The following is a 21579-nucleotide window of genomic DNA, read 5'->3' as shown; positions in this document are numbered from 1 at the left end:
GAGGCACGGGGGAGCTCCCGGGGTCGGGGGTGGCATGCGCAGGCTCGTCGACATGCTGCGTGCCGACTTCCGGCTCTCCGGGCCTCCCGCCTGGACGTACGGCCTGCTGTGCATGCTGGTCGTCTGTCTCCCGCTGCTGCTCGGCGTTCTCCTCGGCCGTCTCGCGGAGGGCGCCTCGGTGGCTCTGGGCGGCTATCTGACGCTCTTCGGCGACGCCCCCGGGCAGCTGTACGGCGACCGGGTCAGAAGGTTGCTCACCACCACGGCCACCGTCACGCTCGGCTCCGGACTCGGCGCGCTCATCCATCCCCACCCGTGGCCGATCGCGGCCGTGGTGGTCGGCCTGGTCGCGGCGGCGGGCGTCTACTGGCGGGCGCTGGGCATACCCGCGATCCTCTCCGTGACCTTGACCTACTTCGGCTCTTCCAGCATGGGTGTTCTGTTCCACATGGGGGCCTCGGCCTGCGGTGGCCTGCTGGCCGTGCTGATGGTCATGACGATCTGGCCGTTACGCCGCCGCAGGCCGCTGCGCAGGACCGTGGAGGAGGCGGGTACGGCGCTCGCCGACCTCCTGGCCGGCGGGGGGCGGGCACCGCTCGCGGACGAGAGCTGGGAGTCGCTGCGCCACCGGGCCGCCACCGCGCTCAAGGATCTGGAGGCGGCGCTCTCCCTCTACCGGGTCGCCGGGGAGGACGACGGGTCGTCGGAGCGGCTCCCGGCCACGCTGACCCGTATCTTCCAGCAGACGATCGCGTTGCGCGTGTTGCGCGCGGCGGCCGTGGAGGCGAGGGCCGGGACGGAGTGGACCCGGGAGCTGGACGAGGCGATCGGGGCGCTGGCCCGCGCGCTGCGAGAGGCGGTACTGCTTGGCGGCTCGGCCGAGATGCCGGGGGCGCTGGCCGCCGTCGGGCGGTTCGCCGACAGGGTGGAGGAGATCCGCAGAACCGCTCGTGCGGGGGATGCGCCGCTGCCCGCGGCCGCGCTGCTGGGGCAGGTGACCCGGTGTGTGGACCGGATCGCGATGGCCGTGCGCTCGGTGGAGCGGCAGGCGGCGGAGAGCGTCGAGGTGGGGCCGCGCCTGCCGAAGTTCGTGCGGCCGGGAAAGCCGGTGATCACGACCGGTTACCACCCGATCAGAGTGGGCCTGGCGGTGACCGCGGCCATGGTGCTGATGATGGTGATCCACGAGCACTACGCCAAGTGGTTCGTGGTGACCGTGGCGGTCAGCCTCCGCCCGACCTATCGCGACACGGTGGATCGGGTGCGGCTGCGGGTGCTGGGCACGGCCGTGGGTGCGGTGGCCGGGGCGGTGGTGCTGGCGGTCGCGCCGGGTCATCTGTATCTGACGCTGTTCATCTCCGTCTGCGCGGCGTTGGGCTTCGCACTGCGCGGGTGCAGCTTCGGATACTGGATGATGCTCGCGACACCGCTCTCGCTGATGCTGGCCGACTTCGCCCTGTCGCTCGACTGGGGCGCGGCCGAGGCCAGGGTGGTGCTCACGATCGCCGGTGGCGTGCTGGCGCTGCTCTTCGCCCGGCTGCTGTGGTCCAGGGGGCACCGGGCCACGCTGACCGCCGCCATCGCGGAGATGCTCGATCGGCACGCCGCGCTGGTGCGGTCACTGATCGACCAGGACCCCAAGGAGGTGAACGCCCGGATCTCCTCGGCGTCCGACGCCGCCGGGCGGCTCGCCGACTCGCTCGACGGACTGGACAAGGAGCCGGGCGGCGGCGCGCCGCGGCGCCTGCGGGATGCGGTGACGGTGGCCGGGCGGCTGCGGGACAACGCGCTCGCGCTGTTCGCGATACCGCCACCCGGGAACGAGGCCGGGCCCACGGTGACGGTCCTCGACCTCGTCGCCGACCGGTTGGAGAGGGCCGCCGAGGGGGTCAGGACGGACCGGCCGGGAACGCCGCCCGACGATCTGGACCGGGCCCTCGACGAACTCGGCGCGTACGTGGACGAGCTGGCCGCCCGCCGCCTGGACGAGCTGGCCGAGGGGGCGGGCGACAGGATGACGGGTCTGCGGCGCAGCATCAGGCACGCCGCCGCCGCGTGGCCCGCCCTGCGGGGTCTCAGCGCCGAAGCCGTACGGTTGGCCTCCCTGACCGCCCCGAGGACCTGTTAGCCGCGATCGTCCGGGGGACGAAGGCGGCCAGGGCCGGTGTGTTCAGCGGTTGGTGATGACGCCGTCCTCGGCGTCGGCGTCCTCCACCTCGGCGCGGGGGATGCCGAGCAGGTAGAGGATCGAGTCGAGGTAGGGCACGTTGACCGCGGTGTCCGCGGCGCGGCGGACCACCGGCTTGGCGTTGAACGCGATGCCGAGGCCGGCCGCCGCGATCATGTCCAGGTCGTTGGCGCCGTCGCCGATGGCGACGGTCTGGCTGATCGGAATGCCCGCCTCGCGGGCGAAGCGCTCCAGCGCCCGCGCCTTGCCAGGCCGGTCGACGATCTCCCCGACGACCCGCCCGGTGAGCACGCCGTCGACGACCTCCAGGGTGTTGGCCGCGGAGTAGTCGATCCCGAGATCCTCCACGAGGGCATCGGTGAGCTGCGTGAACCCGCCGCTGACGATCGCGAACCGGTAGTCGAGCCGCTTGAGCGTCCGTACCAGCGTGCGGGCGCCGGGGGTCAGCACGAGTTCCTCGCGCACCTTCTCGAAGACCTCCTCGGAGAGGCCCTCCAGCAGTGCGACCCGGCGGCGCAGCGACTCGGCGAAGTCGAGCTCGCCGCGCATCGCCTCCTCGGTGACCCTGGCGACCTCCTCCAGGCAACCGGCGTGCGCCGCCAGCAGCTCGATCACCTCGGCCTGGATGAGCGTCGAGTCGACGTCCATCACGATCAGCCGCTTGGCCCTGCGGTGCAGGCCGGTCCGCTGCACGGCGACGTCCACCTGCTGGGCGTGCGCCTCGACGGCCAGCTCGGCCCGCAGGGTGTCGGGGTCGGCGCCGGACAGGGAGAGCTCGATGCAGGTCACCGGGTAGCTGGACAGGCGCTCGATCCGGTCGATGTTGGCGCCGGCCGCGGCGATCCGCCCCGAGATGCCCGCCATGGCGGCGGGCTGCAGCGGCGCGCCGAGCACGGTGACGTTGAGCCGTCCCCTGCGCCGCTTCTCCTTCGGGTCGGAGCCGGTGGACATCTCCACGTGCAGACCGAGATCCTCGGCGGTCCGCTCGACGGCGGTCCAGAGGGCACCAAGGGTGCCGCCGGTGCCGGTCGGTGTGTCGCCCGCGTAGGAGACGAGGACGCCGAGAGTGAGCCGGCCGCGGATGACGACCTGCTCCACGTCGGCGACGACAACGGGGAATCCGGCCAGAACAGAGAAGAGGCGTGAGGTCACGCCTGGGCGGTCCGGACCGGTCAACGTGATCAGAAGCGTGCGCTGGTTCATCGAGTCCTACGCTACTTGGCTCCGGTTTCGACCGTGAATGCGGTTCGCCATCCGGACACCTGGTGTTCACGGAACGTCAGTGACCAGGGGAATTCTGCTCCCTGCCCAGCTCGGCCGTCACCTCGGCCGCGGTCTGCCGCAGGGCTTCGGCGAGCGGGGAGTGGGTGCCCGCGGGAACCGAGGAGGTCGTGCCGACGATGGCCATCGCGGCCAGCAGAACCGGACCGCGGAACACGGGGGAGGCGATGCTGCGCACGCCGTTGACGGAGGGGGTGTTGGCCGAGATGTTGTCCTCGCGGATCTTCACGAGCTCCTGGCGTAGCTCGGGGGAGGCGGCCAGCTGCGCTTCGAGGCCGGGAACGTCCTCCGGGGGGAGGAAGGCGCAGAAGACCCGGCCCTGGGCGGACTCGGTCCGCGAGAGGCGGGAGCCCATCCGGACGCTGACCCTTATGGTGCGGTCGGTGTTGTCGTCGACGCGGACGACGACGGCGGTGTCGCCGTCCCAGACGCTCAGCACGACGGTCTCGTCGATCTCCCTGACGAGCCGCTGCATGTACGGCCCGGCGATGCCGATCACGGGCATGCCGACGCGGGCGGCGGCGGAGAGAGTGAGGATCTGCGGTCCCAGGGAGTACAGCGCCTCGCGCTCGTCGTAGCGGAGCAGGTTGCTCTCGCGCAGGGCCTTGGTGTACCGGTGCGCGGTGGCCTTGCTGGTGCCCAGGCTGGCGGTGAGCTGGTTGAGCGTCAGGTGCGGGCGGCTCACCGTGAACGCGCTGAGGATCATCGCGGCCCGCTGGACGGTCTGGATCGCCGGGGTTCTGTTCTCGCCGGCGACACCTTTCAGACTAGGCACTGGGTCGTCACCCATGTTGGTTCCCTCGCGTTATGTATGGAAGCTCGGCGCCGAGAGTATATTTTGCATTGCGAGACAGCATCCTGCCATCCATAACATTCAATGTCGATGGTCCTGTTCCTCGACATCGCCGAGCGCGTGCCTGACGGCGATCCCGGCGTACAGCCGCGCGAAGCGCACCAGCGTCCGCGGATCGAAGACGTCCCGCCGTGGGTCGGCCGGATCGGATCCGGCCGCCGGGCCGACCCTGGCGGTCGGGACCCCGTGGCCGCGCAGCACGACTCCGTCCGTCGAGCCCTTCCAGCCGGAGATGGCGGGCGGGGGTTCACCGTGCTCGTCGTGCCAGGCGGCGATCGCGTGGCGGATCACCGGGGCGTCGGGTGAGGTCACCCCGGCGGGATGGACCAGCCGCGCGTCCACGCTCACCCGGCAACCGTCCAGTGGCCCGCCGGGGATTCCGGCCCGCATCCTGGCGAGTACGGTCCGGGCGATCTCGTCGGGGTCGTCACCGGGGACGGTGACCAGGTAGAGGTGGAGTTCCACGACGCCCGGCAGCAGGTCGGGCTTCTCCAGGAGCCCTCCCCGTACCGCGCCGATGCCGGCCTCGGCGGCGAGCTGGCGGCCGGCGCCCGCCCTGGCCGCCACGTGCTCGGTGCGCCACGACTCCAGGATCGCGGTGGCGGTGCCAAGGTTGGCGAGGAGCCCGCCGCCCGCGTCCCTGGCCAGCACCGGCCGGTAGGGGGCGCCCAGCCGTACGCGCAGGAAGATCGCTCCAGGCTCCTCGTGCAGGACGCCGCGCGGGCCGCACTTGGCGACCACCGCGGCCGAGGGCAGCGGGTGCGACCGGAGATGCTCGTCGATGCCCGCAGGCCCGGCGGGGGCGAACGGCGACGAGTGCGTGCCGCCCGAGGCCAGGAGCAGGGAGAGGCGGTGTGGCAGACCGTGGTGTCGCAGGGCCGTGGCCGCGGCCACGTATCCCGCCAGCGCCGCGGCGGCGGGTGCGCGGGCGACGCCGAGGCCGAAACCCGCCAGCAGGCCGGACGCCGGATCCACGGAGAGCGGCGCGGGCTCCTCGTCGATCCCGGTGGCCCACCGGTCGTGTTCGACGTCACCGGACAGAGAGGTGTCCAGGTGGGAGTAGAGGAGCAGTTCGGGCCCCGAGCCACCGGCGGTGGACGTCAGGTTCGCCCCCTCGTCCCCGACCGCCTGGATGTTCCAGGGCAGCTCGGGCCAGCGGCTCCGGGTCCACGCCGCCAGCCGGGTCGCGGTCGCGCGCTCCCGGCCCCGGGGGCTGGGGCCGGCGGCCATCACCCGGATCGCCTCAACGATCGGCCCGCTGGAGATCGCCGCGCCCGTGGCGTGTCGCAGATGTCGCAGGGCATCGCTCTTCATGCTCACATGTTAACTCCATGCAAGACGCCATCTCGCATATTGACAATGCTTGCGGCTGAATCCTACTGTTCCCCCACGTTGCCGACGAGGGAGGACTGATGGTCTACGTCGTGACCGACGCGTGTGTGGACGTGCAGGACAGATCGTGTGTCGAGGAGTGCCCGGTCGACTGCATCTATGAGGGCGACCGGATGATGTACATCCATCCGGATGAGTGCGTCGACTGTGGCCGGTGCGAACCCGCCTGCCCGGTGATGTCGATCTTCCATCAGGAGGACCTCCCGGCGGAGGCGACCAGGTTCGCCGAGATCAACGCCGAGTTCTTCGCCGATCTGGGCTCTCCCGGCGGGGCCAGGAAGGTCGGCCGTACCGGCAGCGACCATCCCGCCGCGGTGCCTCCCGGCGGTGGGGCGTGACGGCGTACGACGTCGATCTGGTGATCGTCGGCGCGGGCCCCTCGGGGCTGTACGGCGCCTACTACGCGGGTTTTCGCGGCATGTCCGTCGCCGTGATCGACTCGCTGCCCGAGCCCGGTGGCCAGATCTCGGCTCTCTACCCGGAGAAGGACATCTTCGACATCGCGGGGTTCCCCGCGGTGAAGGGGCAGCGGCTGGTCGACGAGCTGATGACGCAGGCGGCTCAGGCCGATCCGCTCTTCCTGCTCGGGGAGAGCGCCTGCGAACTGCTGCACGACGAGGAGGGCGTGGAGGTCGTCACCGACGCGGGTACCCGGGTGCGTGCCAAGGCCATGCTCCTCACCGGGGGCATCGGCACCTTCACCCCTCGGGAGCTGCCCGTGGGCGAGGAGTACCTGGGCCGGGGGTTGCGCTACTTCGTCCGCAGGCTGGACGAGGTGGCCGGCCACGACGTCGTGGTGGTCGGCGGCGGAGACTCCGCGGTGGACTGGGCACTCGCCCTGGAACCGCTGGCGCGCTCGGTGACGCTCGTGCACCGCAGGCCCGTCTTCCGCGCGCACGAGCGCAGCGTGGCGACGCTGCACGCGTCGTCGGTACGGGTGCTGACGCCGTACGAGGTCGCCGAGATCAGTGGTGACCCCCTTCTCGGTGAGGTCGTCGTCGAGAAGGTCAAGGAGGGCGACCGCGTCACGCTGCCGGCCCAGACCGTGGTGGCGGCGCTCGGTTTCATAGCCGACCTCGGGCCTGTCCAGAAGTGGGGCCTTGAGCTGCGTAAACGGCACGTCCTCGTCGACCGGTCGATGAGGACGAACCTGCCCAGGGTGTTCGCCGCCGGGGACATCAGCGACTATGACGGCAAGGTCCGGCTGATCTCCGTCGGGTTCGGCGAGGCCGCGGCGGCGGTCAACAACCTGGCGCCGCTGGTGAATCCCGCCCTCGGTACCACGCCCGGCCATTCTTCCGATGCGGCCTGAGTTCGACAGTCGGTAGAGTCCGGTCCAACGGATGGTCTGTGCGGAGGAGTCGGCATGGCGGATCAGGCGCACCCCGGCGACGTCGACGTGGCCGACGAGGTGCCCGCCATCCAGACGGTGCGGCGCGCCGCGCTGATCCTGAGTGGTTTCACCATCGAGCGTCCCTGGCTGAGCCTCAATGAGATCACCACGCGCCTGGGGGTCAGCAAGCCCACCGCCCACCGGTACGCCAGGGCGTTGCGGGCGGCCAACCTGCTCCGCTACGACCCGCGTAGCGCGCTGTACTCGCTCGGTCCCCAGCTGCTCGGGCTGGAGGCCGCCGCGCGGGCCGGGCTGCCCATCGCCGCGGCCGCCGCTCCCCACCTCGAACTGCTCATGCGCGAGATCAACCAGACGGTCGTGCTCAGCGTCTGGAACGGTGAGTGCCCGGTGGTGGTCAGCTGCGTGGACAACACCCTCGGCGACATCCGGCTGAGCGTCCGTACCGGCTCGCAGCTTGACGTCACCCGCTCGGCCCAGGGCCGGATCTTCTGCGCCTACCTGCCTGTGGGAGAGGTACCCGGGCTCGCGCGGCGGCTGCGGGCCTCCGCGGAAATGCGTGAACTCCTCAAGGAGGTCCGGCGGACCGGGCTCGCGATCAACTCTCCGGTGGATCACGGGGTGCGCGTGCTCGCGGCGCCGATCTTCGAGGGTGACCAGGTGGTCGCCTCGATGGCGGTGCTCGGCACGGTGGCCTCCCTCGCGGGCGACCTGGAGACGCAGGCCGCCGCCGTGCTGCTGGGGGTGGCGCGCGAGCTGTCGCGCGAGCTGGGCGGCACCACGCCCGTCTGAGTGCGGGCCAACGGGCTCGGAAGCGGAAGTCACGGCGCGGCGGCGTGTTCCGTCGGCGTGCGTTCCCGCTGATCAGACATTCTTTCCGGAAATCGCAGGTGATCTCCCGCAGCGCTCAAGCACGCCTGCGATGTGACGCAATGCGAGATGTGATTCCGCATCTTGACACGCGCCAAGCGTTCCTCGTACGTTCATGAAGCCCGGTTGACCTGGCACGGCGATGGGGAACTCCGCCACTGGCGCGACCGCCCGCCGATGCCCCAAGAAAAACCACCCCCCTGAACTCTCGCCGTCTCCCCCCCAGAGCGGCGGCGAGAGGAGTAGGAGCAAACATGGGTATGCGACGCGCAGGGGCCGTCATGGCTTTCGCGACAGTCCTCCTCGCCACCGCCTGCGGCGGCGAGGATTCGTCCGCTACCGGAACGGCTTCGGCCGACGGTCCCACCAAGGTCTCCGTGACCACCTTCGGCTGCGAGATGTGGAACACCTGGGCCGAGGCCAAGGGCATCTACGCCAAGCACGGCCTGCAGGTCGAGTACGTCAAGTCCTTCGGCGGGTCCGCCGCGGTCGCCGCGGTGCTGTCGGGCGCGGCCGACTTCGGCTACGTCAACGGATTCACCGCGATCAACGCCTACAACACCGGTTTCCCGATCCAGATGGTCTCGGGGGCCAACATCAACGCCCTGCCCCCCGCGGACCCGGCACAGGGGGTCTTCGTCAAGAAGGGCTCCTCCGTCAAGTCGGCCAAGGACCTGGTCGGCAAGAAGATCGCGGTCAACGAGATCGGCGGGATCAACCAGATCGCCACCTCGGTCTGGCTGGAGGCCAACGGCGTCCCCACCGACCAGGTGAGCTTCGTGGCACTGCCGTACGCGGAGCAGGTCAACGCGGTGAACGGCGACCGGGTGGCCGCCGCGCAGATGGGATACGCGCTGCTCGGCTCGGGCGGCGCCGACCTGCGCAGCCTCGACGATCCCTTCGTCGCGCTCGGCAAGGTCTACATCGCGACATACGTGGCGTCGAAGACGTTCGTGGCGCAGGGGGACACCGCCAAACGCTTCAACGACGCCATGGTGGAGACCATGAAGCAGCTTGAGGATCCGGCGAACAAGGACGAGTCGTTCAAGCTGCTCTCCGAATGCTCCAAGGTGCCCGCCGAGACTCTCGCGGCCCAGCCGCAGAACGGGCTCGCCCCGAAGGTCGACTTCGCGGCGCTGAACGACATGGCCAAGAAGCTGGTGGATCTGAAGATGATCTCCAAGCAGCCTGATCTCGAACCCTTCGTTCCGGCCTTCGCCCGGTCCTGACCTCCCGGACGGCGAGAGGGAAGGAGATCTCCGTGACGACAGTCGCACAGCCGGCAGGACCGGTCGCCCAGGCGAGAAGACCCACACCCACCTGGGTCCTCGGCGCGGCCGGTGTCGTGACGATGTTCGTGGTGTGGGACCTGCTGGTCCGTTCCGGAGCGGTGTCGCGGGACTCGCTCCCCTATCCGGGGGCCACCCTGGCGCGCCTCGCCGAGTTGCTGACCGATCCGCTCTTCCTCGGTCAGGTGGTGCAGACCCTGTGGGCATGGGTCATCTCGATGCTCGTCGCCTCGGTGGTGGCCGTCCCGCTCGGCCTGGCGCTGGGATACTTCGCCACGCTGTACCGCCCGGCCTCGGCGGTGGTGCACGCGGCCAGGTCCGTTCCCTCGTCGGCGTTCCTGCCCGTCGCCATCCTGCTCTTCGGGCTGGGGACGCAGATGAAGGTCTCGCTCAGCGTCTACGCCGTCTTCTGGCCGATCCTGCTCAACGCGATGTACGGCGTGCGTGACGCGGAGCCGCTGATGCTCACCGCGGGACGGAGCATGGGCTGGGGGCAGCGAAAGCTGCTGACCAGGATCGTGTTGCCCTCGGCGGCTCCCGCCATCGCCACCGGCCTGCGCGTGGCGAGCTCGACCGCGCTCATCGTGGTCCTCTCCGCCGAGCTCCTCGGAGCCACCAGCGGGGTAGGCACGGTGATCACGACCTACCAGGAGGCGCAGCGCCCCGACTACGTCTACGCCGGGATCCTGATCGTCGGGATCCTCGGAATGCTGATCTACTACGGGTTCCATCTCGCCGAGCGGCTGCTCGTGCCCTGGGGCCACGCCCAGCGGGGAGAGGGACGATGAGCCGCGTTCGAGGTCTGCTGCGTGGTCTGGTCCGTGCGGCGCAGTGGCTCTGGCTGCTCGCGGTTCTGCTGGTGGTCTGGGAGGTGGTCGCCCGCCAGGCGGAGTCGCTGTTCATCCCGCCGTTCTCCCGGATCGTCGTCGCCTTCGTCGACAACTGGCTCTCCGGCGACCCGGCCTCGCTGTTCCTCAGTGACCAGTTCTGGGCCGACGTGCTGCCCAGCCTCGCCCGCCTGGCGGCCGGCTACGGCCTGGCATGCGCGATCGGCGTCATCGTGGGCATCGTGCTGGGCGTGTGGCACCAGGCGGGGGCGTTCCTCAACCCGCTGATCAGGCTCGGCATGTCGGTGCCGGTGACGATGCTGCTTCCCATCGCGATCGTCTTCTTCGGCATCACCAGCGGGATGAACGTCTCCCTGATCGCGCTGGGCTGCCTGTGGCCGATCCTGGTCAACACCTACGACGGTGTCCGGGGTTTGGACACCGTCGTGACCACCACCGCGCGGAGCATGCGGCTGTCCAGGCGGCGCTACTTCCTCAGCGTGCTGCTGCCCGGCGCCAGCCCCTCGATCATCGCGGGCATGCGCATCAGCATCGGCATCGCGCTGGTGCTCATGGTGATCTCGGAGCTGTACGCGGCCACCTCCGGCCTCGGCTTCTACATCGTCGAACAGCAGAAGCTGTTCCGCTTTCCCGAGCTGTGGTCGGCGATCCTGCTCGTCGCACTCCTCGGCATCCTCTTCAACGCCGCCTTCGCGCTGCTGGAGAGGTCGGCACTGCGCTGGCACCGCGGTGCCAAAGCGGGATCGGAGCGCGCCTCGTGACGACATCTGACACCGAAGGGACGTCTCCCGTGGGAGCAACCAAGACCAGCGGGGGACCCGGTCGCGCCGCCGGGCTCGCCGAGCCGATCCTCGAAGCACGCGGGGTGACCAAGTCGTACCGGTCGAGACAGGGTGACGTGCTCGCCGTCCGGAGCATCGACTTCTCCGTCTCGCGGGGGGAGTTCGTCTCCGTGGTGGGGCCGTCCGGATGCGGCAAGACGACGCTGATGATGTGCATCGCCGGACTGCTCCCGGTCACCGGCGGATCGCTGACCTTCCGCGGGCAGGCGATGACCGGTCCGCAGGAGGGCGTCGCGGTCGTCTTCCAGGACTACAGCCGCTCGCTGTTCCCCTGGCTGAACGTGGAGAAGAACGTCGCCCTGCCGCTCCGGGACCGCGGCATCCCGCGCGCCGACATCCAGCGGAGGGTCGAGCGCGCGCTGGAGATGGTCGACCTCGGCCACGCGGCAGGGCTGTATCCCTGGCAGCTGTCCGGTGGGATGCAGCAGAGGGTGGCGATCGCGCGTGGGCTGGCCGTGGAGCCGGAGATGCTCATCATGGACGAGCCGTTCGCCTCGGTGGACGCCCAGACCCGGGCGAACCTTGAGGACCTGCTCCTGGAGATCTGGGCGGAGACGGGGACGACCATCCTGTTCGTGACGCACGACATCGACGAGGCGGTGTACCTGTCGGACCGGGTCGTGGTGCTCTCCCAGGGGCCGTCTGTCGTGGTGGAGGACATCACCGTCGAGCTCGACCGCCCCCGCCACCAGATCGACACCAAACAGGTCCCGCTCTTCGGCGAGCTGCGCGCCGAGGTCTTCGGGCTGGTCATGGCCTCCGACCGCCGTACCTCACTCTCCGGGGAGAAGTCGTGAACCTGATTGCGACGCCGCAGGGCCTGGCACGTCTCGACGCCGGCCTCGACGGTGACGGCGCCGTCCTGCTGGACCTGCCCTTCGCCGACGTGGCGGAGCTGCTCGCGGCGGGTGAGGGCTTCGCCCCCGCGCACGCCGCGCGGGAGCGGGGCCGGATCGAGCCGGGGGAGCTCCTGGCCCCGCTGGGCGGCACCGGGGCCATCTGGGGTGTGGGGCTGAACTACCTGTCGAAGGCACGGCTGACCGGGCGGGCCGTCCCCTCGGAACCCATCCTCTTCCTCAGGTCGCCCTCGGCGGTGTCCGCGCCGGGAGCGGAGGTGACGCTGCCACAGGACCGTTCCAGCCAGGTGGACTACGAGGGCGAGGTCGCCTTCGTGATCGGGCGGCCGATGCACCGCACCCCGCCCGGTGAGGTGTGGAGGCACATCGCCGGCATCACGGCGGCCAACGACATGACCGCGCGTGACGTCATGGTCGCCACCGCGACCCCCACCCTGGCCAAGAGCTTCCCCGGCTTCGGCGCGCTCGGTGCCTCGGTGCTCGAACTCTCGGCGGTCGACGACCCCGAGAAGATCACTGTCAGGACCAGTGTGAACGGAACGGTCCGGCAGGACTCCAGCACGGCGGAACTGATCTTCGCCGTGCCCGAGCTGATCTCCAGGATCTCCCACTTCGCCGCGCTGCGACCCGGCGACGTCGTGCTGACCGGTACCCCGGCGGGCACGGGCCAGGACCGCGGGGTCTTCCTGCGTCCCGGTGACGAGGTGGAGGTGTCCGTCGCCGGCGTGCTGCCGCTGCGCACCCGGTACCGCTGAGTTCCCCCTTTCCAGAGCCTTCGCAGTTCCCTGAGATGAGAGATATGAGATGACCGAGATTTCGTTCGACCTTGTTCTGTCCGGCGGCACCGTCTTCGACCCCGTGGCGGGCACTCACGCGGTCACCGACGTGGCCGTGACCGACGGCCGCGTCGCGCGCATCGCGCCCTCGCTCGCCGCGCAGGCCAGGGAGGTCGTCGACTGCGCGGGCAAGTGGGTCATGCCGGGCCTGGTCGAGGGGCACACCCATGTCTTCGAGAACGTCTCGAAGGTGGGGGCGCCGCCGGACGAGGCCCATCTGCGCCGGGGAGTGGTCGCCGCCGCCGACGCCGGTACGGTCGGCGCCTCGACCTTCGCCGCCTTCCGCGAATTCGTGGTCCGGCCCGCCGAGATGCGCCTGGTCAACTTCCTCAACGTCTCGGTGCTCGGGCTGATCGACTTCCGTTTCGGCGAGCTGCTCAACCCGGACACGCTGGTCGCCGAGGACGCGCTGGCCGTGGCGCGGGACAACCCGGACGTGGTCCGCGGCTTCAAGATCCGTCTCTCCGAGGACGTGGTCGGCTCGGCCTGGCGCTCGCTGCTCAAGAGCTCCCTCGCGTTGGCCGCCGACGCGGGTCTGCCCCTCATGGTCCACATCGGGGAGACCGAGGAGCCGCTGCCCGAGGTTCTGGGGATGCTCCGCCCGGGGGACATCGTCGCGCACTGCTACACCGGCAAGCCGCACGGCATCCTCGACGACGACAAGGTCATTCCCGCGGTGCTCGACGCGCGGGCTCGCGGGGTCCTCTTCGACAGCGCCCACGGCAAGAGCAATCTCAGCTTCGAGGTCGCCAGGAAGGCGATCGCCGAGGGCTTCCTGCCCGACCTGCTCACCTCCGACACCAGCGCCAGGAACTGGCGCGGGCCGGTCTTCGACCTGATCACCAGCGCCGCCAAGCTGCGGGCGCTCGGCATGACCATGGACGAGATCGTGCCGCGGATGACCATCGCCCCCGCCCGGCGGCTCGGCCTGGACACCGAGGGATACGGCACCCTCGTCGAGGGCGGTCCCGCCCACGTCACGGTGCTGGAGGACACCGAGGAGACGACCCTGCCCGACGCGGCGGGCAACTCGATCGTGGCACCCAGGCTGGAGCCGGCCCTCGTCCTGCACGGCGGGCAGCGGGTGGAGACGACGCCCTGGCGCGGCCTGGGCACCGGCCGGTGACACCGGTCGTCGAGGCGAGACGGAGGCTGCGGACCGCGCTGGCCGGTGGAGGCCGGGTCGTCGGCACGTTCGTCAAGCTGCCCACCGTCGACTCCGTGGATCTCGCCCGGCAGGCCGGGTTCGACTTCGTCGTCGTCGACCTGGAGCACTCCTCGCTGTCGGCGGAGACGGTGATCTCCCTGGTGCGGCATGCCGCCGCGACGGGCATCCCGGCCCTGGTCCGGGTGCCCGCCGTGGATCCGCCGCTGATCAACAGGGTGCTGGAGGCGGGCGCGGCGGGCGTGCAGCTCTCGACGCTGACCGCCGCCGCCGAGAGCGCCGCCCTGGTCGCCGCGGCCCGCTACGCCCCCCATGGGCGGCGGAGCATCAGCCTCTCCCACCCGACCGCCGGCTTCGGCGCCGTGGACCTGGCGGCGTACCTGGCGGCGGAGGCGGCGGAGCCGCCGCTGCTCGTCGGGCAGATCGAGACCGCCACCACCTGTGACCCGCTGCCGGAGCTGCTGGACGGCCTGGACGTGGCCTTCGTCGGTACCACCGACCTGGCCGTCAGCCTGGGCCTCCCCGGTGCGGAGGTGCTGCTCGCGCGGGTGGGGGAGATCGTCGACGCGGCCCGTTCCGTCGGGGTGGCATCGGGTGGCTGGCTCGCCCGTGCGGACGCCGAGCTGGCCGCCGGGAGCGGCCTCGGCGCCGCGCGTTACCTCATCGTCGGCTCAGACCTGCAACTCCTCGGTTCGGCCCTGCGCGAGGTGATGGACAAGTGGGATCAATGAAAGGAATGCCTGTGTTCAACCAGCGGCTGTACGCCACCGCCGTCAACTGGGACGACATCCCCGCGACCGAGATCCGGCCGGGTGTCCGGCGCAAGGTGTACTCCACTGACGAGACCATGCTCGCCTGGCACGAACTGGCCGTCGGCATGACGCTCAACCCGCACAAGCACGACGACTTCGATCAGCTCGTACTGATCCTGCAGGGCAGGTGCAACTACTACGTCGACGGCGTGCCGCACGAGATGTCCGCGGGCTCGATGATGCTGGTCCCCCGGGGGGCCGAGCACTACGTCGAGCCCACCGAGGGGCCGTGCGTCAACGTCGACGTGTTCACTCCCCCGCGGGCGGACTTCGGCGACTCCGTCTGGCTGCCCGGGAGCTAGCATCCCGGGCGGCCCGGTGGTTACCGTCCGAAGTCGGCCTTCCTGATCAGGCAGTGCACCCCCTTGACCTGGTCGACGACCTGGCTGACCTCGAAGTCGGCCGCCGCGCTGAGGTAGGCGAGCGCCCTTGAGCGTTCCATGCCCTGGGTGAGTTCGAGGAACGTCACGGCTGCCCGTACGGCACGCCGCATGGCCTCGTTGAGGTCTGTGTGCAGGCCGACGGGGAGCCAGTGGGTCGAGGTCTCGGCGAACGGCTCACCGAGCGTGCCAAGGAGCGGACCGGCCTCCTTGGCGGGGATCACCGACAGGCGCAGCGTGGCGCGCAGCGGTGCCTCAAGCGCGGTCAGGGCGACCTCGCCGTCGCCCTGGGCGTAGTGCGGGTCGCCCGCGTAGAACCCGGCACCCGGGACCTGTACCGGCAGGTAGAGGCTGGACCCGACCCGCAGCTCGTTGATGTCGAGGTTCCCGCCGAAGGAGCCGGGCGGCACCGAGTGGACCTGGTCGCCGGTGTCGACCGCCACCCCCATCAGGCCCAGGAACGGCGCGAGCGGGAAGCGCGCCGCCTGCCCCTCGCCGAACGGGATGACGCCGTGCAGGCGCCCGGCCTCCTCGACCACCTCGGTGAAGACGCAGACGCTGTTGTACTCCCGCGCGCCGTCCGCGAGCAGGCCGGTGTCGGCGGCGGTCTCGGGGAACTCCCCGGGGAGCGCGCCGTAGCCGTGCCTGCTGCTGATGAACCCGTACGGCGCCCGGATCAGCAGGCTGAGCACGTCCACCTTGAGCACGTCGCCGGGTTGGGCCCCGGCGACGGAGATCGGCCCCGTCACCACGTGCGGGCCGTCGGTGTCGTAGTCGTGGGCGACGTCGGAGGCGGCCAGGTCGCGTGCGTCGGTGAGCACCTGGTCGGCGCCGACGCCGAACCCGGCGAGGTAGGAGACCGGGTCACGACCCTGGTCCTCCAAGATTCCCTCGTGACTGAGAGTATCGATGGTGACGGTGTCGCCGGACTCGACACGGAGCACGTGCTGGTGGTCGCGATTGGGCAACAGGCCCCAGAGGCTGGTGTCCGGGCTGGTGGGGAGGTAGTGGGAACCATCGATGCGGCCGGTCTTCGGCTGGAGCATTGTCCCTCCACGGGGGATACGTCGCTGTCACCGGCTGAGAAAACTCGACAAGTGTTGCGTCGCCGTTAACGGGGAGTAACCGAAGATTTCGATGCGAAGACTGGCACTTGACACCGGGATGGCGTGGTAGCAGCATCACATAGCGAGATGGCATCTCGAATTCTCGTTCAAAGTCCGTAGGAAGGCCAGGCGCCGCGATGACGCAGCTGACACAGGGATATCCGATCTCCTCCCTCGTGAAGGAGGATGGGGAGGCGTTGTCGTTCAAGGTGCACAGGTCCGCCTACCGGTCAGAAGAGGTCTTCCAGGCGGAGATCTCCCGGATCTGGGGGCACACCTGGCTCTACCTCGGCCACGAGACGGAGATCCCCAAGCCGGGTGACTTCAAGACGAGGACTCTCGGCGGGCGTCCGCTGATCTTCTGCCGCGACTCCTCCGGCGAGGTCCAGGTCTTCCTCAACGCCTGCACCCACCGGGGCACCGTGCTCTGCCGGCACAGCGAGGGCAACACCAAGTTCTTCCAGTGCTTCTACCACGCATGGGTGTTCAGCAACTCGGGTGATCTCTCGGCGCTGCCCGGCGACGACGCGTACGTCGACGTGCCGGAGTTCCGCGAGGCGATGAAGCTGCGCTCGGTGCCCAGGATCCAGAGCCACGAGGGCTTCGTGTTCATCGCCTTCGACCCGGACGTGCCCGACCTGATGACCCACCTCGGCAAGGCCGCCCACTACATGTCGCTGACCGCGAAGATCGGTCCCGCGGGCATGGAGACCGTGCCCGGGGTGCAGCTGTACTCGGTCAAGGGCAACTGGAAGCTCGCGGTCGAGAACGCGATGGACGGCTACCACTTCGCGCCCACCCACAACACCTTCGTGGGCTACCTGCGCGAGACCGGCTTCGCCGTCACCGACGACGACCAGTACGCCTACGACCTCGGCGGCGGCCACGGACTGCTCATCCTGACCGGCCACAACGGGCGGATCGGCATGGTCTGGGAGCCGAGGTTCGGCGAGGCGGAGAAGGAGCGGACGGCTCTCAAGCGCCAGGAGATGGAGGACCGGCTCGGCCCCGAGTTGGCCAAGGAGGTCGCCGACGCCAGTCGTATCCTCTTCGTCTTCCCCAACCTGCTCCTGTTCGACCTGGAGGCGCTGACCATTCGCCAGATCGATCCGGTCTCCGCCGGCCAGACCAGCGTGCGGGCCTGGCAGTTCGTCGAGGCGGACGAACCCGCCGAGGTGCGGGCGCTGCGGATCAAGACGATGGTCAGCTTCGTCGGTCCCGGCGGCCTCGCGACGCCGGACGACATCGAGGCGTACGAGGCGGTGCAGCGCGGGATCGAGGCGACCGCGAACGCGGCGGACCCCGCCTTCGACTGGAGTGACATGTCGCGCGGCATGGCCAACGAGAAAAAGGGCAACCAGGGCCGTTCCATCGACGAGGGCGCGATGCGCAGCTTCTGGCGTCACTGGGCCACCGTCGTGGGCCAGGACTGAGCGGGCCGGGACCGAGTCGATGGACGGTAAGAAGAGTAAGGAGAGCGCCGTGGGCGGCAGGACCATCACCCGGCACGAGGTGGAGGACTTTCTCTATCGCGAGGCGTCGCTGCTCGACGAGTGGCGCCTCGACGAGTGGTTCACCCTCTTCGAGGAGGGCGGACGGCTGGAGGTCGCCACCACCGACTGGAAGGGCTGGGACAGCTCGGAGGCCGGCTCCTTCATGTGTGACGACTACGATCTCATCAAGGCCAGGGTGAAGCGGCTCAAGAGCCGTAAGGCGCACGCGGAGAACCCGCACTCCAGGACCCATCGGATGATCTCCAACGTGCTCATCCTGGAACAGGGCGACAAGACGGTCTGGGTGAGTGCCAACTTCATCGTCCACCGCTACCGCGACGGCGGGACCTACAGCTACGTGGGCCGCTACGAGCATGTCCTGCTGGTCGAGGACGAGGGGCTCCGCTTCAGGCTCCGCAGGTCGATTCCCACCATGGAGGCCATGGACGCGGGCGCACGGCTGAGCTTCATCCTCTGATGATCAAGCACATGCTGGTCTTCCGCTTCAAGGAGGACGTACCGGCCGAGACGGTGGCGGCGGTCCTGGCGGAGTTGGAGACGTTCCCGAGCAGGTACCCGGCCATGCGCGACTGGGCCTGCGGTCCCAACGTCAGCACGCGCGACACGAGCATGACGCACGGCTTCGTCGTCGGGTTCGACTCCGAGCAGGAGTTGCTGGACTACCTGCACAGCTCCTCGCACGAGGAGTTCGTGCGGCTGCGCTGGCGGCCGGTGATCGAGCGGCAGGCCATCGTCAGCCTGCACTGCTGATCCCGCCGCGACGCCCGCGCCGACCGGCACCACACGACGAGCACGTCACGAAGAACCAAGAAGGAATGAGGAAGGCACCATGACAGCTGACGCCCGTCCCAGGGCACCGTACGGGATGGAGTACGCCCGGATCGCGGTGCCGGATATGGCAGCGACCATTGAGTTCCTCCAGTATCACGTGGGTCTCCAGCTCGAACAGCACGACGACGAGTACGCCTACCTGCGCGCCGACATCGAGCACCACTGTGTGGAACTGCTCCACGAGCCCGGCAGGGAGACGTCGCACACGGTCGCGATCGGCTTCAGCGTGGAGTCCGACGAGGTCCTCGACGACCTGAGGGAGAGGGTGCTCGCGGCGGGGCTGGAGGTGCTGCCCCTGCAGGACAGGATGAAGGGCCTGTGCCAGCGCGGCTTCGGCGTGAGCGACCCGAACGGGCTGATCGTGGAACTGTTCACCGAGTTCCAGGAGTACGCCGAGGCGCCCGTCATCGAGCTGCGCCCGCTCGACCTCGTGCACCCCTTCATCGCCACCGACAAGTACGACGAGTCCCTGGCCTTCTACACCGGGGTGCTCGGCTTCATGGCCTCCGACTACGTCGGGGACGGCACCGTGTTCCTGCGGGCCGAGGACCGTTACCACCACAGCCTGGCCCTGCAGCGCAACAACGAGTACTACGTCGCCCACCTGTGCTTCATGATGAAGAGCCTCGACCACGTCATGCGCGGCAGGGCACGCGCCCTGTACAAGGGGGTGCCGATCGCGTCCGACATGGTCAACCACTCCGCGTCGACCTCGATCGCCTTCTACATGTTCGAACCCAAGCACGGGCCCAGGTACGAGCTGTGCGACGGCCACCGGGTCTTCACCCCCGAGGAGCACGAGACGCACCGGCCGCGCAGGATGGCCGTCGACCCGCGCAACATCGACGTCTGGCGCGCCGCCGCCGACGACTGGGGCCGTTTCTGAGCGGTGTCCCCGAACGGAGAAGGCGAGCAGCCCCGGCCCGCGACGGGCCGGGGCTGCTCGCCTTCTCGGTGGGTGTGTTAGCGCACGATCCCGGTCTTGACCTTCTTCACGAAGAACCAGTTCTTGGTGCCCAGGCGCTCAAGCTCGTCCCGGGAGAGGTTCTCGGCGCCGGTCGGGATGTCGTAGCTGTCGACGCCCAGGATGGCCTCGGCGGTCCGCCCCGACTTCTTGCCGAGCTTCACCGTGATCGCGATGGTCTCGTAGTCATCGATCTCAAGGGCGTAGGGGGTCCAACACCAGAATCCGTCTTCGTAGGTGTCGCATTCCGTACCCTTGGGCCCGTAGATCGCGGTGACCTTGGAGCCTTTGGGCAGCAGGCCGCCCATGAAGAAGTAGTCGGCCACGTAGGGGCCCTTGTTGACGGCCTTGATCTTGTAAGTGACCTTTCCGCCGGCCTTGGCCTTCTTCGGAGCGGAGACGCTGACCGTGAAGGAGGAGAACGGTTCGGCCGCGGTCTTGACCGCCGCCGGCACCTGCGCGGGAGCCGCCGAGGCGGGGGTGGCGAACAGCAAGCCGCCGGCCAGCGGGGCGACCAGAGCAAGAGCGGCGATCTTGGAGATCGGGTGGCGCATCAAACGTCTCCCAGCTGAAGGGTTAAGGGGACGCCTGGAACGCCCCATAAAGTTCCAGCGTTTTATCACACATATAGATGTGGGGAGAAATCATTTTCGTTATGTGATTTAGGTGGAACACCTGGCGCGGCGCCGTACCTGGTGGAGGTGCCGGGCGGGGCAGGGCCACACCGGCCGGCACGCCTCGTGCGATCCGGGGCCCGGAGTGACCTGAGACTCGAAAGGGCCGGGACTTCGCGTCGTACGGAGGCCTGGGCTTCGTGAGGAACTCGAACCAGGAAAGGCCGGGTTTTGAAAATGCCTTAAAGGCACCCTAAGAGGATTTTAGGGGATAAAACCGGCTTAGATTGTTTTCCGCGCGTGCCGCGTCGTCGACGTACGGGGCGTCACGATCGTCGCTGTTTTCGGCGATCGCCCCAGGGGGACGGACGGCGGCACGCACGGAACGCGCGGTTAGCGGAGCACCCGGGTCTTCACCCGCACGTACTTGACGTCGCTGCCGATGTCGATGCCGTGGATGTCGAAGGTGCCGAGCCCGCCCGCGGGGACGTCGATCGAGGCCGAGCCGAAATCGGCGGTCGCGGTGCCCCTGGCGCTGTTCTTCAACCAGACCCTGACCTTGACGGTGGCCGTCTTTCCGGGGTTCAGGGTGTCGAGCAGGCAGCCCACCTCGCGGCCGGAGATCTCGCAGTACGACCCTGCGGGCTTGCGGATGACGCGGACCTTGGAGACCTGTGAGGGAAGGTAGCCGCCGATGTAGGCGATGTCGGTGTACCACTTGCCCACGTTCTTGGTCGTGAGCGTGTAGACGTAGGAGTCACCCGCCCAGGCCCTGCGAGGGTAGGTGACGGTCAGCTTCAGCGGCGCGAGCGGCTGGTCGGCGTGGACTGTCCCCTGCGGGGCGGTGATCCGGGGAGCCGCGGCGTTCGCGGTTCCAGGGGTGAGCAGCATGCCTCCCGCCAGGGCGATGGCGGCGAAGGCGGTCAGGTGCCGGCGCATTTCTTTACTCCAGTCGGAATTCGGTGATCCCCCGTTGGTCAATGCGATCAGCATGCGGGAGCCCACTTGGAGATCCCTTGTGACTGACTGGCCGACCGAACGGTGAGCGGTCGGACGACGCGTCGGGTGCCCGCTGTGGCCCGGTCCTCGCCTCCCTCCCCCGGGAGTCTCGGCAGCAATGCGGCAGAATCCAACGAACCCACCTCTGACCTGGGGTTACTCGGGTTCGGGAGACGCCTGGCGATCCGCGGTGCGCGGACAAGGCCGACTCCTGCCGGCCGCACCGGGTGCCGATCGAGAAGCGGCGATCCGACGCGGCCGGGTCCGGCTCACCACCGTGCCCTTCGCGCCTTGGACGAGAAGGGACTCCCTGTGCCCATCTGCGGCGCCTGGGAGTACGCGGAGTCTGTGAAATCCGCCGGGAAATGTCGCGGTGGGATGTCGAGAACCCGAGCGCGGCTTCGTCCCCGGAGTGAACACGGCCACAATGGGCCGTACCGCGCCAAGGAGAACATGATGGCCAAGTACCTGCTGCTCAAGCACTACCGGGGTGCGCCGGCACCGGTCAACGACGTGCCGATGGACCAGTGGACGCCGGAGGAGCTTTCGGCCCACGTGCGGTACATGCAGGACTTCGCCGCTCGGCT

22 protein-coding genes and 1 pseudogene are annotated in these 21579 nt (G+C 69.4%); 17 read left to right on the top strand and 6 right to left on the bottom strand.

Annotation, left to right across the window (positions count from 1 at the left end):
• The first annotated feature begins 34 nt into the window (after positions 1-34).
• Positions 35-2128 carry an FUSC family protein gene (locus ABT061_RS47220; protein ID WP_350930257.1) on the top strand — a complete coding sequence of 698 codons (2094 nt, stop codon included), beginning with the start codon at positions 35-37 and terminating at the stop codon, positions 2126-2128.
• A gap of 42 nt (positions 2129-2170) precedes the next feature.
• Here ABT061_RS47220 and serB read toward each other — a convergent pair whose 3' ends face one another.
• From serB to ABT061_RS47205, 3 genes are all read right to left on the bottom strand, one after another.
• Complete coding sequence (gene serB, locus ABT061_RS47215; protein WP_350930256.1) at positions 2171-3391, bottom strand: phosphoserine phosphatase SerB; 1221 nt, start codon at positions 3389-3391, stop codon at positions 2171-2173.
• A 76-nt stretch (positions 3392-3467) separates the two neighbouring features.
• Positions 3468-4244, bottom strand: coding sequence for an IclR family transcriptional regulator (locus tag ABT061_RS47210; RefSeq protein WP_350930255.1), 777 nt, complete (start codon positions 4242-4244; stop codon positions 3468-3470).
• 99 nt (positions 4245-4343) lie between these two features.
• Complete coding sequence (locus ABT061_RS47205) at positions 4344-5636, bottom strand: hypothetical protein (protein WP_350930254.1); 1293 nt, start codon at positions 5634-5636, stop codon at positions 4344-4346.
• A 98-nt stretch (positions 5637-5734) separates the two neighbouring features.
• On the opposite strand from ABT061_RS47205, the gene fdxA reads away from it, so the two are divergent.
• From fdxA to ABT061_RS47150, 11 genes are all read left to right on the top strand, one after another.
• Complete coding sequence (gene fdxA, locus ABT061_RS47200) at positions 5735-6052, top strand: ferredoxin (protein WP_350930253.1); 318 nt, start codon at positions 5735-5737, stop codon at positions 6050-6052.
• Positions 6049-7026: an NAD(P)/FAD-dependent oxidoreductase gene (locus tag ABT061_RS47195; RefSeq protein ID WP_350930252.1), complete on the top strand. Its 978-nt coding sequence runs from the start codon at positions 6049-6051 to the stop codon at positions 7024-7026. Before fdxA ends, ABT061_RS47195 begins: the two co-directional genes overlap by 4 nt.
• Positions 7027-7080: 54 nt before the next feature.
• On the top strand, positions 7081-7857 hold the full coding sequence (locus ABT061_RS47190) for an IclR family transcriptional regulator (RefSeq protein ID WP_350930251.1): 777 nt from the start codon (positions 7081-7083) through the stop codon (positions 7855-7857).
• A 359-nt stretch (positions 7858-8216) separates the two neighbouring features.
• Positions 8217-9164, top strand: coding sequence for an ABC transporter substrate-binding protein (locus ABT061_RS47185; RefSeq protein ID WP_350930250.1), 948 nt, complete (start codon positions 8217-8219; stop codon positions 9162-9164).
• Between the two features lie 32 nt (positions 9165-9196).
• Positions 9197-10012, top strand: a complete 816-nt coding sequence (locus ABT061_RS47180; protein WP_350930249.1) for an ABC transporter permease — start codon at positions 9197-9199, stop codon at positions 10010-10012.
• Positions 10009-10833 carry an ABC transporter permease gene (locus ABT061_RS47175; RefSeq protein WP_350930248.1) on the top strand — a complete coding sequence of 275 codons (825 nt, stop codon included), beginning with the start codon at positions 10009-10011 and terminating at the stop codon, positions 10831-10833. Before ABT061_RS47180 ends, ABT061_RS47175 begins: the two co-directional genes overlap by 4 nt.
• 29 nt (positions 10834-10862) lie before the next feature.
• Positions 10863-11711, top strand: coding sequence for an ABC transporter ATP-binding protein (locus tag ABT061_RS47170; protein ID WP_350930247.1), 849 nt, complete (start codon positions 10863-10865; stop codon positions 11709-11711).
• Positions 11708-12526 (top strand): fumarylacetoacetate hydrolase family protein, encoded by an 819-nt coding sequence (locus ABT061_RS47165; protein WP_350930246.1) that lies wholly within the window; start codon positions 11708-11710, stop codon positions 12524-12526. The genes ABT061_RS47170 and ABT061_RS47165 overlap by 4 nt, the downstream gene beginning before the upstream one ends.
• A gap of 49 nt (positions 12527-12575) precedes the next feature.
• A complete protein-coding gene (locus ABT061_RS47160) occupies positions 12576-13733 on the top strand; it encodes a hypothetical protein (protein WP_350930245.1) in 1158 nt (385 codons plus the stop codon).
• Positions 13730-14503 (top strand): aldolase/citrate lyase family protein, encoded by a 774-nt coding sequence (locus tag ABT061_RS47155; RefSeq protein WP_350930244.1) that lies wholly within the window; start codon positions 13730-13732, stop codon positions 14501-14503. The genes ABT061_RS47160 and ABT061_RS47155 overlap by 4 nt, the downstream gene beginning before the upstream one ends.
• A gap of 11 nt (positions 14504-14514) precedes the next feature.
• Entirely contained in the window at positions 14515-14886 is a 372-nt protein-coding gene (locus ABT061_RS47150) for a cupin domain-containing protein (protein WP_350930243.1), read from the top strand.
• A gap of 20 nt (positions 14887-14906) precedes the next feature.
• Here ABT061_RS47150 and ABT061_RS47145 read toward each other — a convergent pair whose 3' ends face one another.
• Positions 14907-16010, bottom strand: coding sequence for an acetamidase/formamidase family protein (locus tag ABT061_RS47145; RefSeq protein ID WP_350930242.1), 1104 nt, complete (start codon positions 16008-16010; stop codon positions 14907-14909).
• Between the two features lie 197 nt (positions 16011-16207).
• On the opposite strand from ABT061_RS47145, the gene ABT061_RS47140 reads away from it, so the two are divergent.
• From ABT061_RS47140 to ABT061_RS47125, 4 genes are all read left to right on the top strand, one after another.
• Complete coding sequence (locus tag ABT061_RS47140; RefSeq protein WP_350930241.1) at positions 16208-17503, top strand: aromatic ring-hydroxylating oxygenase subunit alpha; 1296 nt, start codon at positions 16208-16210, stop codon at positions 17501-17503.
• 19 nt (positions 17504-17522) lie between these two features.
• Complete coding sequence (locus tag ABT061_RS47135; protein WP_350930240.1) at positions 17523-18041, top strand: aromatic-ring-hydroxylating dioxygenase subunit beta; 519 nt, start codon at positions 17523-17525, stop codon at positions 18039-18041.
• A complete protein-coding gene (locus ABT061_RS47130) occupies positions 18041-18334 on the top strand; it encodes a Dabb family protein (protein WP_030916912.1) in 294 nt (97 codons plus the stop codon). Before ABT061_RS47135 ends, ABT061_RS47130 begins: the two co-directional genes overlap by 1 nt.
• Before the next feature lie 79 nt (positions 18335-18413).
• Positions 18414-19301 carry a VOC family protein gene (locus ABT061_RS47125; protein ID WP_350930239.1) on the top strand — a complete coding sequence of 296 codons (888 nt, stop codon included), beginning with the start codon at positions 18414-18416 and terminating at the stop codon, positions 19299-19301.
• Positions 19302-19378: 77 nt separating this feature from the next.
• On the opposite strand, the gene ABT061_RS47120 is transcribed toward ABT061_RS47125, so the two are convergent.
• Together ABT061_RS47120 and ABT061_RS47115 are read right to left on the bottom strand one after the other, a co-directional pair.
• Positions 19379-19933, bottom strand: coding sequence for a hypothetical protein (locus ABT061_RS47120; RefSeq protein WP_350930238.1), 555 nt, complete (start codon positions 19931-19933; stop codon positions 19379-19381).
• 453 nt (positions 19934-20386) lie between these two features.
• A complete protein-coding gene (locus ABT061_RS47115; RefSeq protein WP_350930237.1) occupies positions 20387-20932 on the bottom strand; it encodes a hypothetical protein in 546 nt (181 codons plus the stop codon).
• A 516-nt stretch (positions 20933-21448) separates the two neighbouring features.
• Between ABT061_RS47115 and ABT061_RS48525 the strand changes: the two are divergent.
• A pseudogene (locus ABT061_RS48525) lies at positions 21449-21579 on the top strand (YciI family protein); the annotation flags it as partial.

Source organism: Streptosporangium sp. NPDC002544 (assembly GCF_040295965.1).
Taxonomy (GTDB): Bacteria; Actinomycetota; Actinomycetes; order Streptosporangiales; family Streptosporangiaceae; genus Streptosporangium.
The sequence above is the reverse complement of the archived record's forward strand: the minus strand, read 5'-3'. Positions and strand labels throughout refer to the sequence as shown.

Excerpts from the sequence above, each read along its gene's own strand:
- ABT061_RS47220 (WP_350930257.1), top strand. The coding sequence starts at position 35 with ATGCGCAGGCTCGTCGACATGCTGCGTGCCGACTTCCGGCTCTCCGGG.
- serB (WP_350930256.1), bottom strand. The coding sequence starts at position 3,391 with ATGAACCAGCGCACGCTTCTGATCACGTTGACCGGTCCGGACCGCCCA.
- ABT061_RS47205 (WP_350930254.1), bottom strand. The coding sequence starts at position 5,636 with ATGAAGAGCGATGCCCTGCGACATCTGCGACACGCCACGGGCGCGGCG.
- fdxA (WP_350930253.1), top strand. The coding sequence starts at position 5,735 with ATGGTCTACGTCGTGACCGACGCGTGTGTGGACGTGCAGGACAGATCG.
- ABT061_RS47190 (WP_350930251.1), top strand. The coding sequence starts at position 7,081 with ATGGCGGATCAGGCGCACCCCGGCGACGTCGACGTGGCCGACGAGGTG.
- ABT061_RS47185 (WP_350930250.1), top strand. The coding sequence starts at position 8,217 with ATGGCTTTCGCGACAGTCCTCCTCGCCACCGCCTGCGGCGGCGAGGAT.
- ABT061_RS47175 (WP_350930248.1), top strand. The coding sequence starts at position 10,009 with ATGAGCCGCGTTCGAGGTCTGCTGCGTGGTCTGGTCCGTGCGGCGCAG.
- ABT061_RS47160 (WP_350930245.1), top strand. The coding sequence starts at position 12,576 with ATGACCGAGATTTCGTTCGACCTTGTTCTGTCCGGCGGCACCGTCTTC.
- ABT061_RS47145 (WP_350930242.1), bottom strand. The coding sequence starts at position 16,010 with ATGCTCCAGCCGAAGACCGGCCGCATCGATGGTTCCCACTACCTCCCC.
- ABT061_RS47140 (WP_350930241.1), top strand. The coding sequence starts at position 16,208 with ATGACGCAGCTGACACAGGGATATCCGATCTCCTCCCTCGTGAAGGAG.
- ABT061_RS47135 (WP_350930240.1), top strand. The coding sequence starts at position 17,523 with ATGGACGGTAAGAAGAGTAAGGAGAGCGCCGTGGGCGGCAGGACCATC.
- ABT061_RS47130 (WP_030916912.1), top strand. The coding sequence starts at position 18,041 with ATGATCAAGCACATGCTGGTCTTCCGCTTCAAGGAGGACGTACCGGCC.
- ABT061_RS47125 (WP_350930239.1), top strand. The coding sequence starts at position 18,414 with ATGACAGCTGACGCCCGTCCCAGGGCACCGTACGGGATGGAGTACGCC.
- ABT061_RS47120 (WP_350930238.1), bottom strand. The coding sequence starts at position 19,933 with ATGCGCCACCCGATCTCCAAGATCGCCGCTCTTGCTCTGGTCGCCCCG.
- ABT061_RS47115 (WP_350930237.1), bottom strand. The coding sequence starts at position 20,932 with ATGCGCCGGCACCTGACCGCCTTCGCCGCCATCGCCCTGGCGGGAGGC.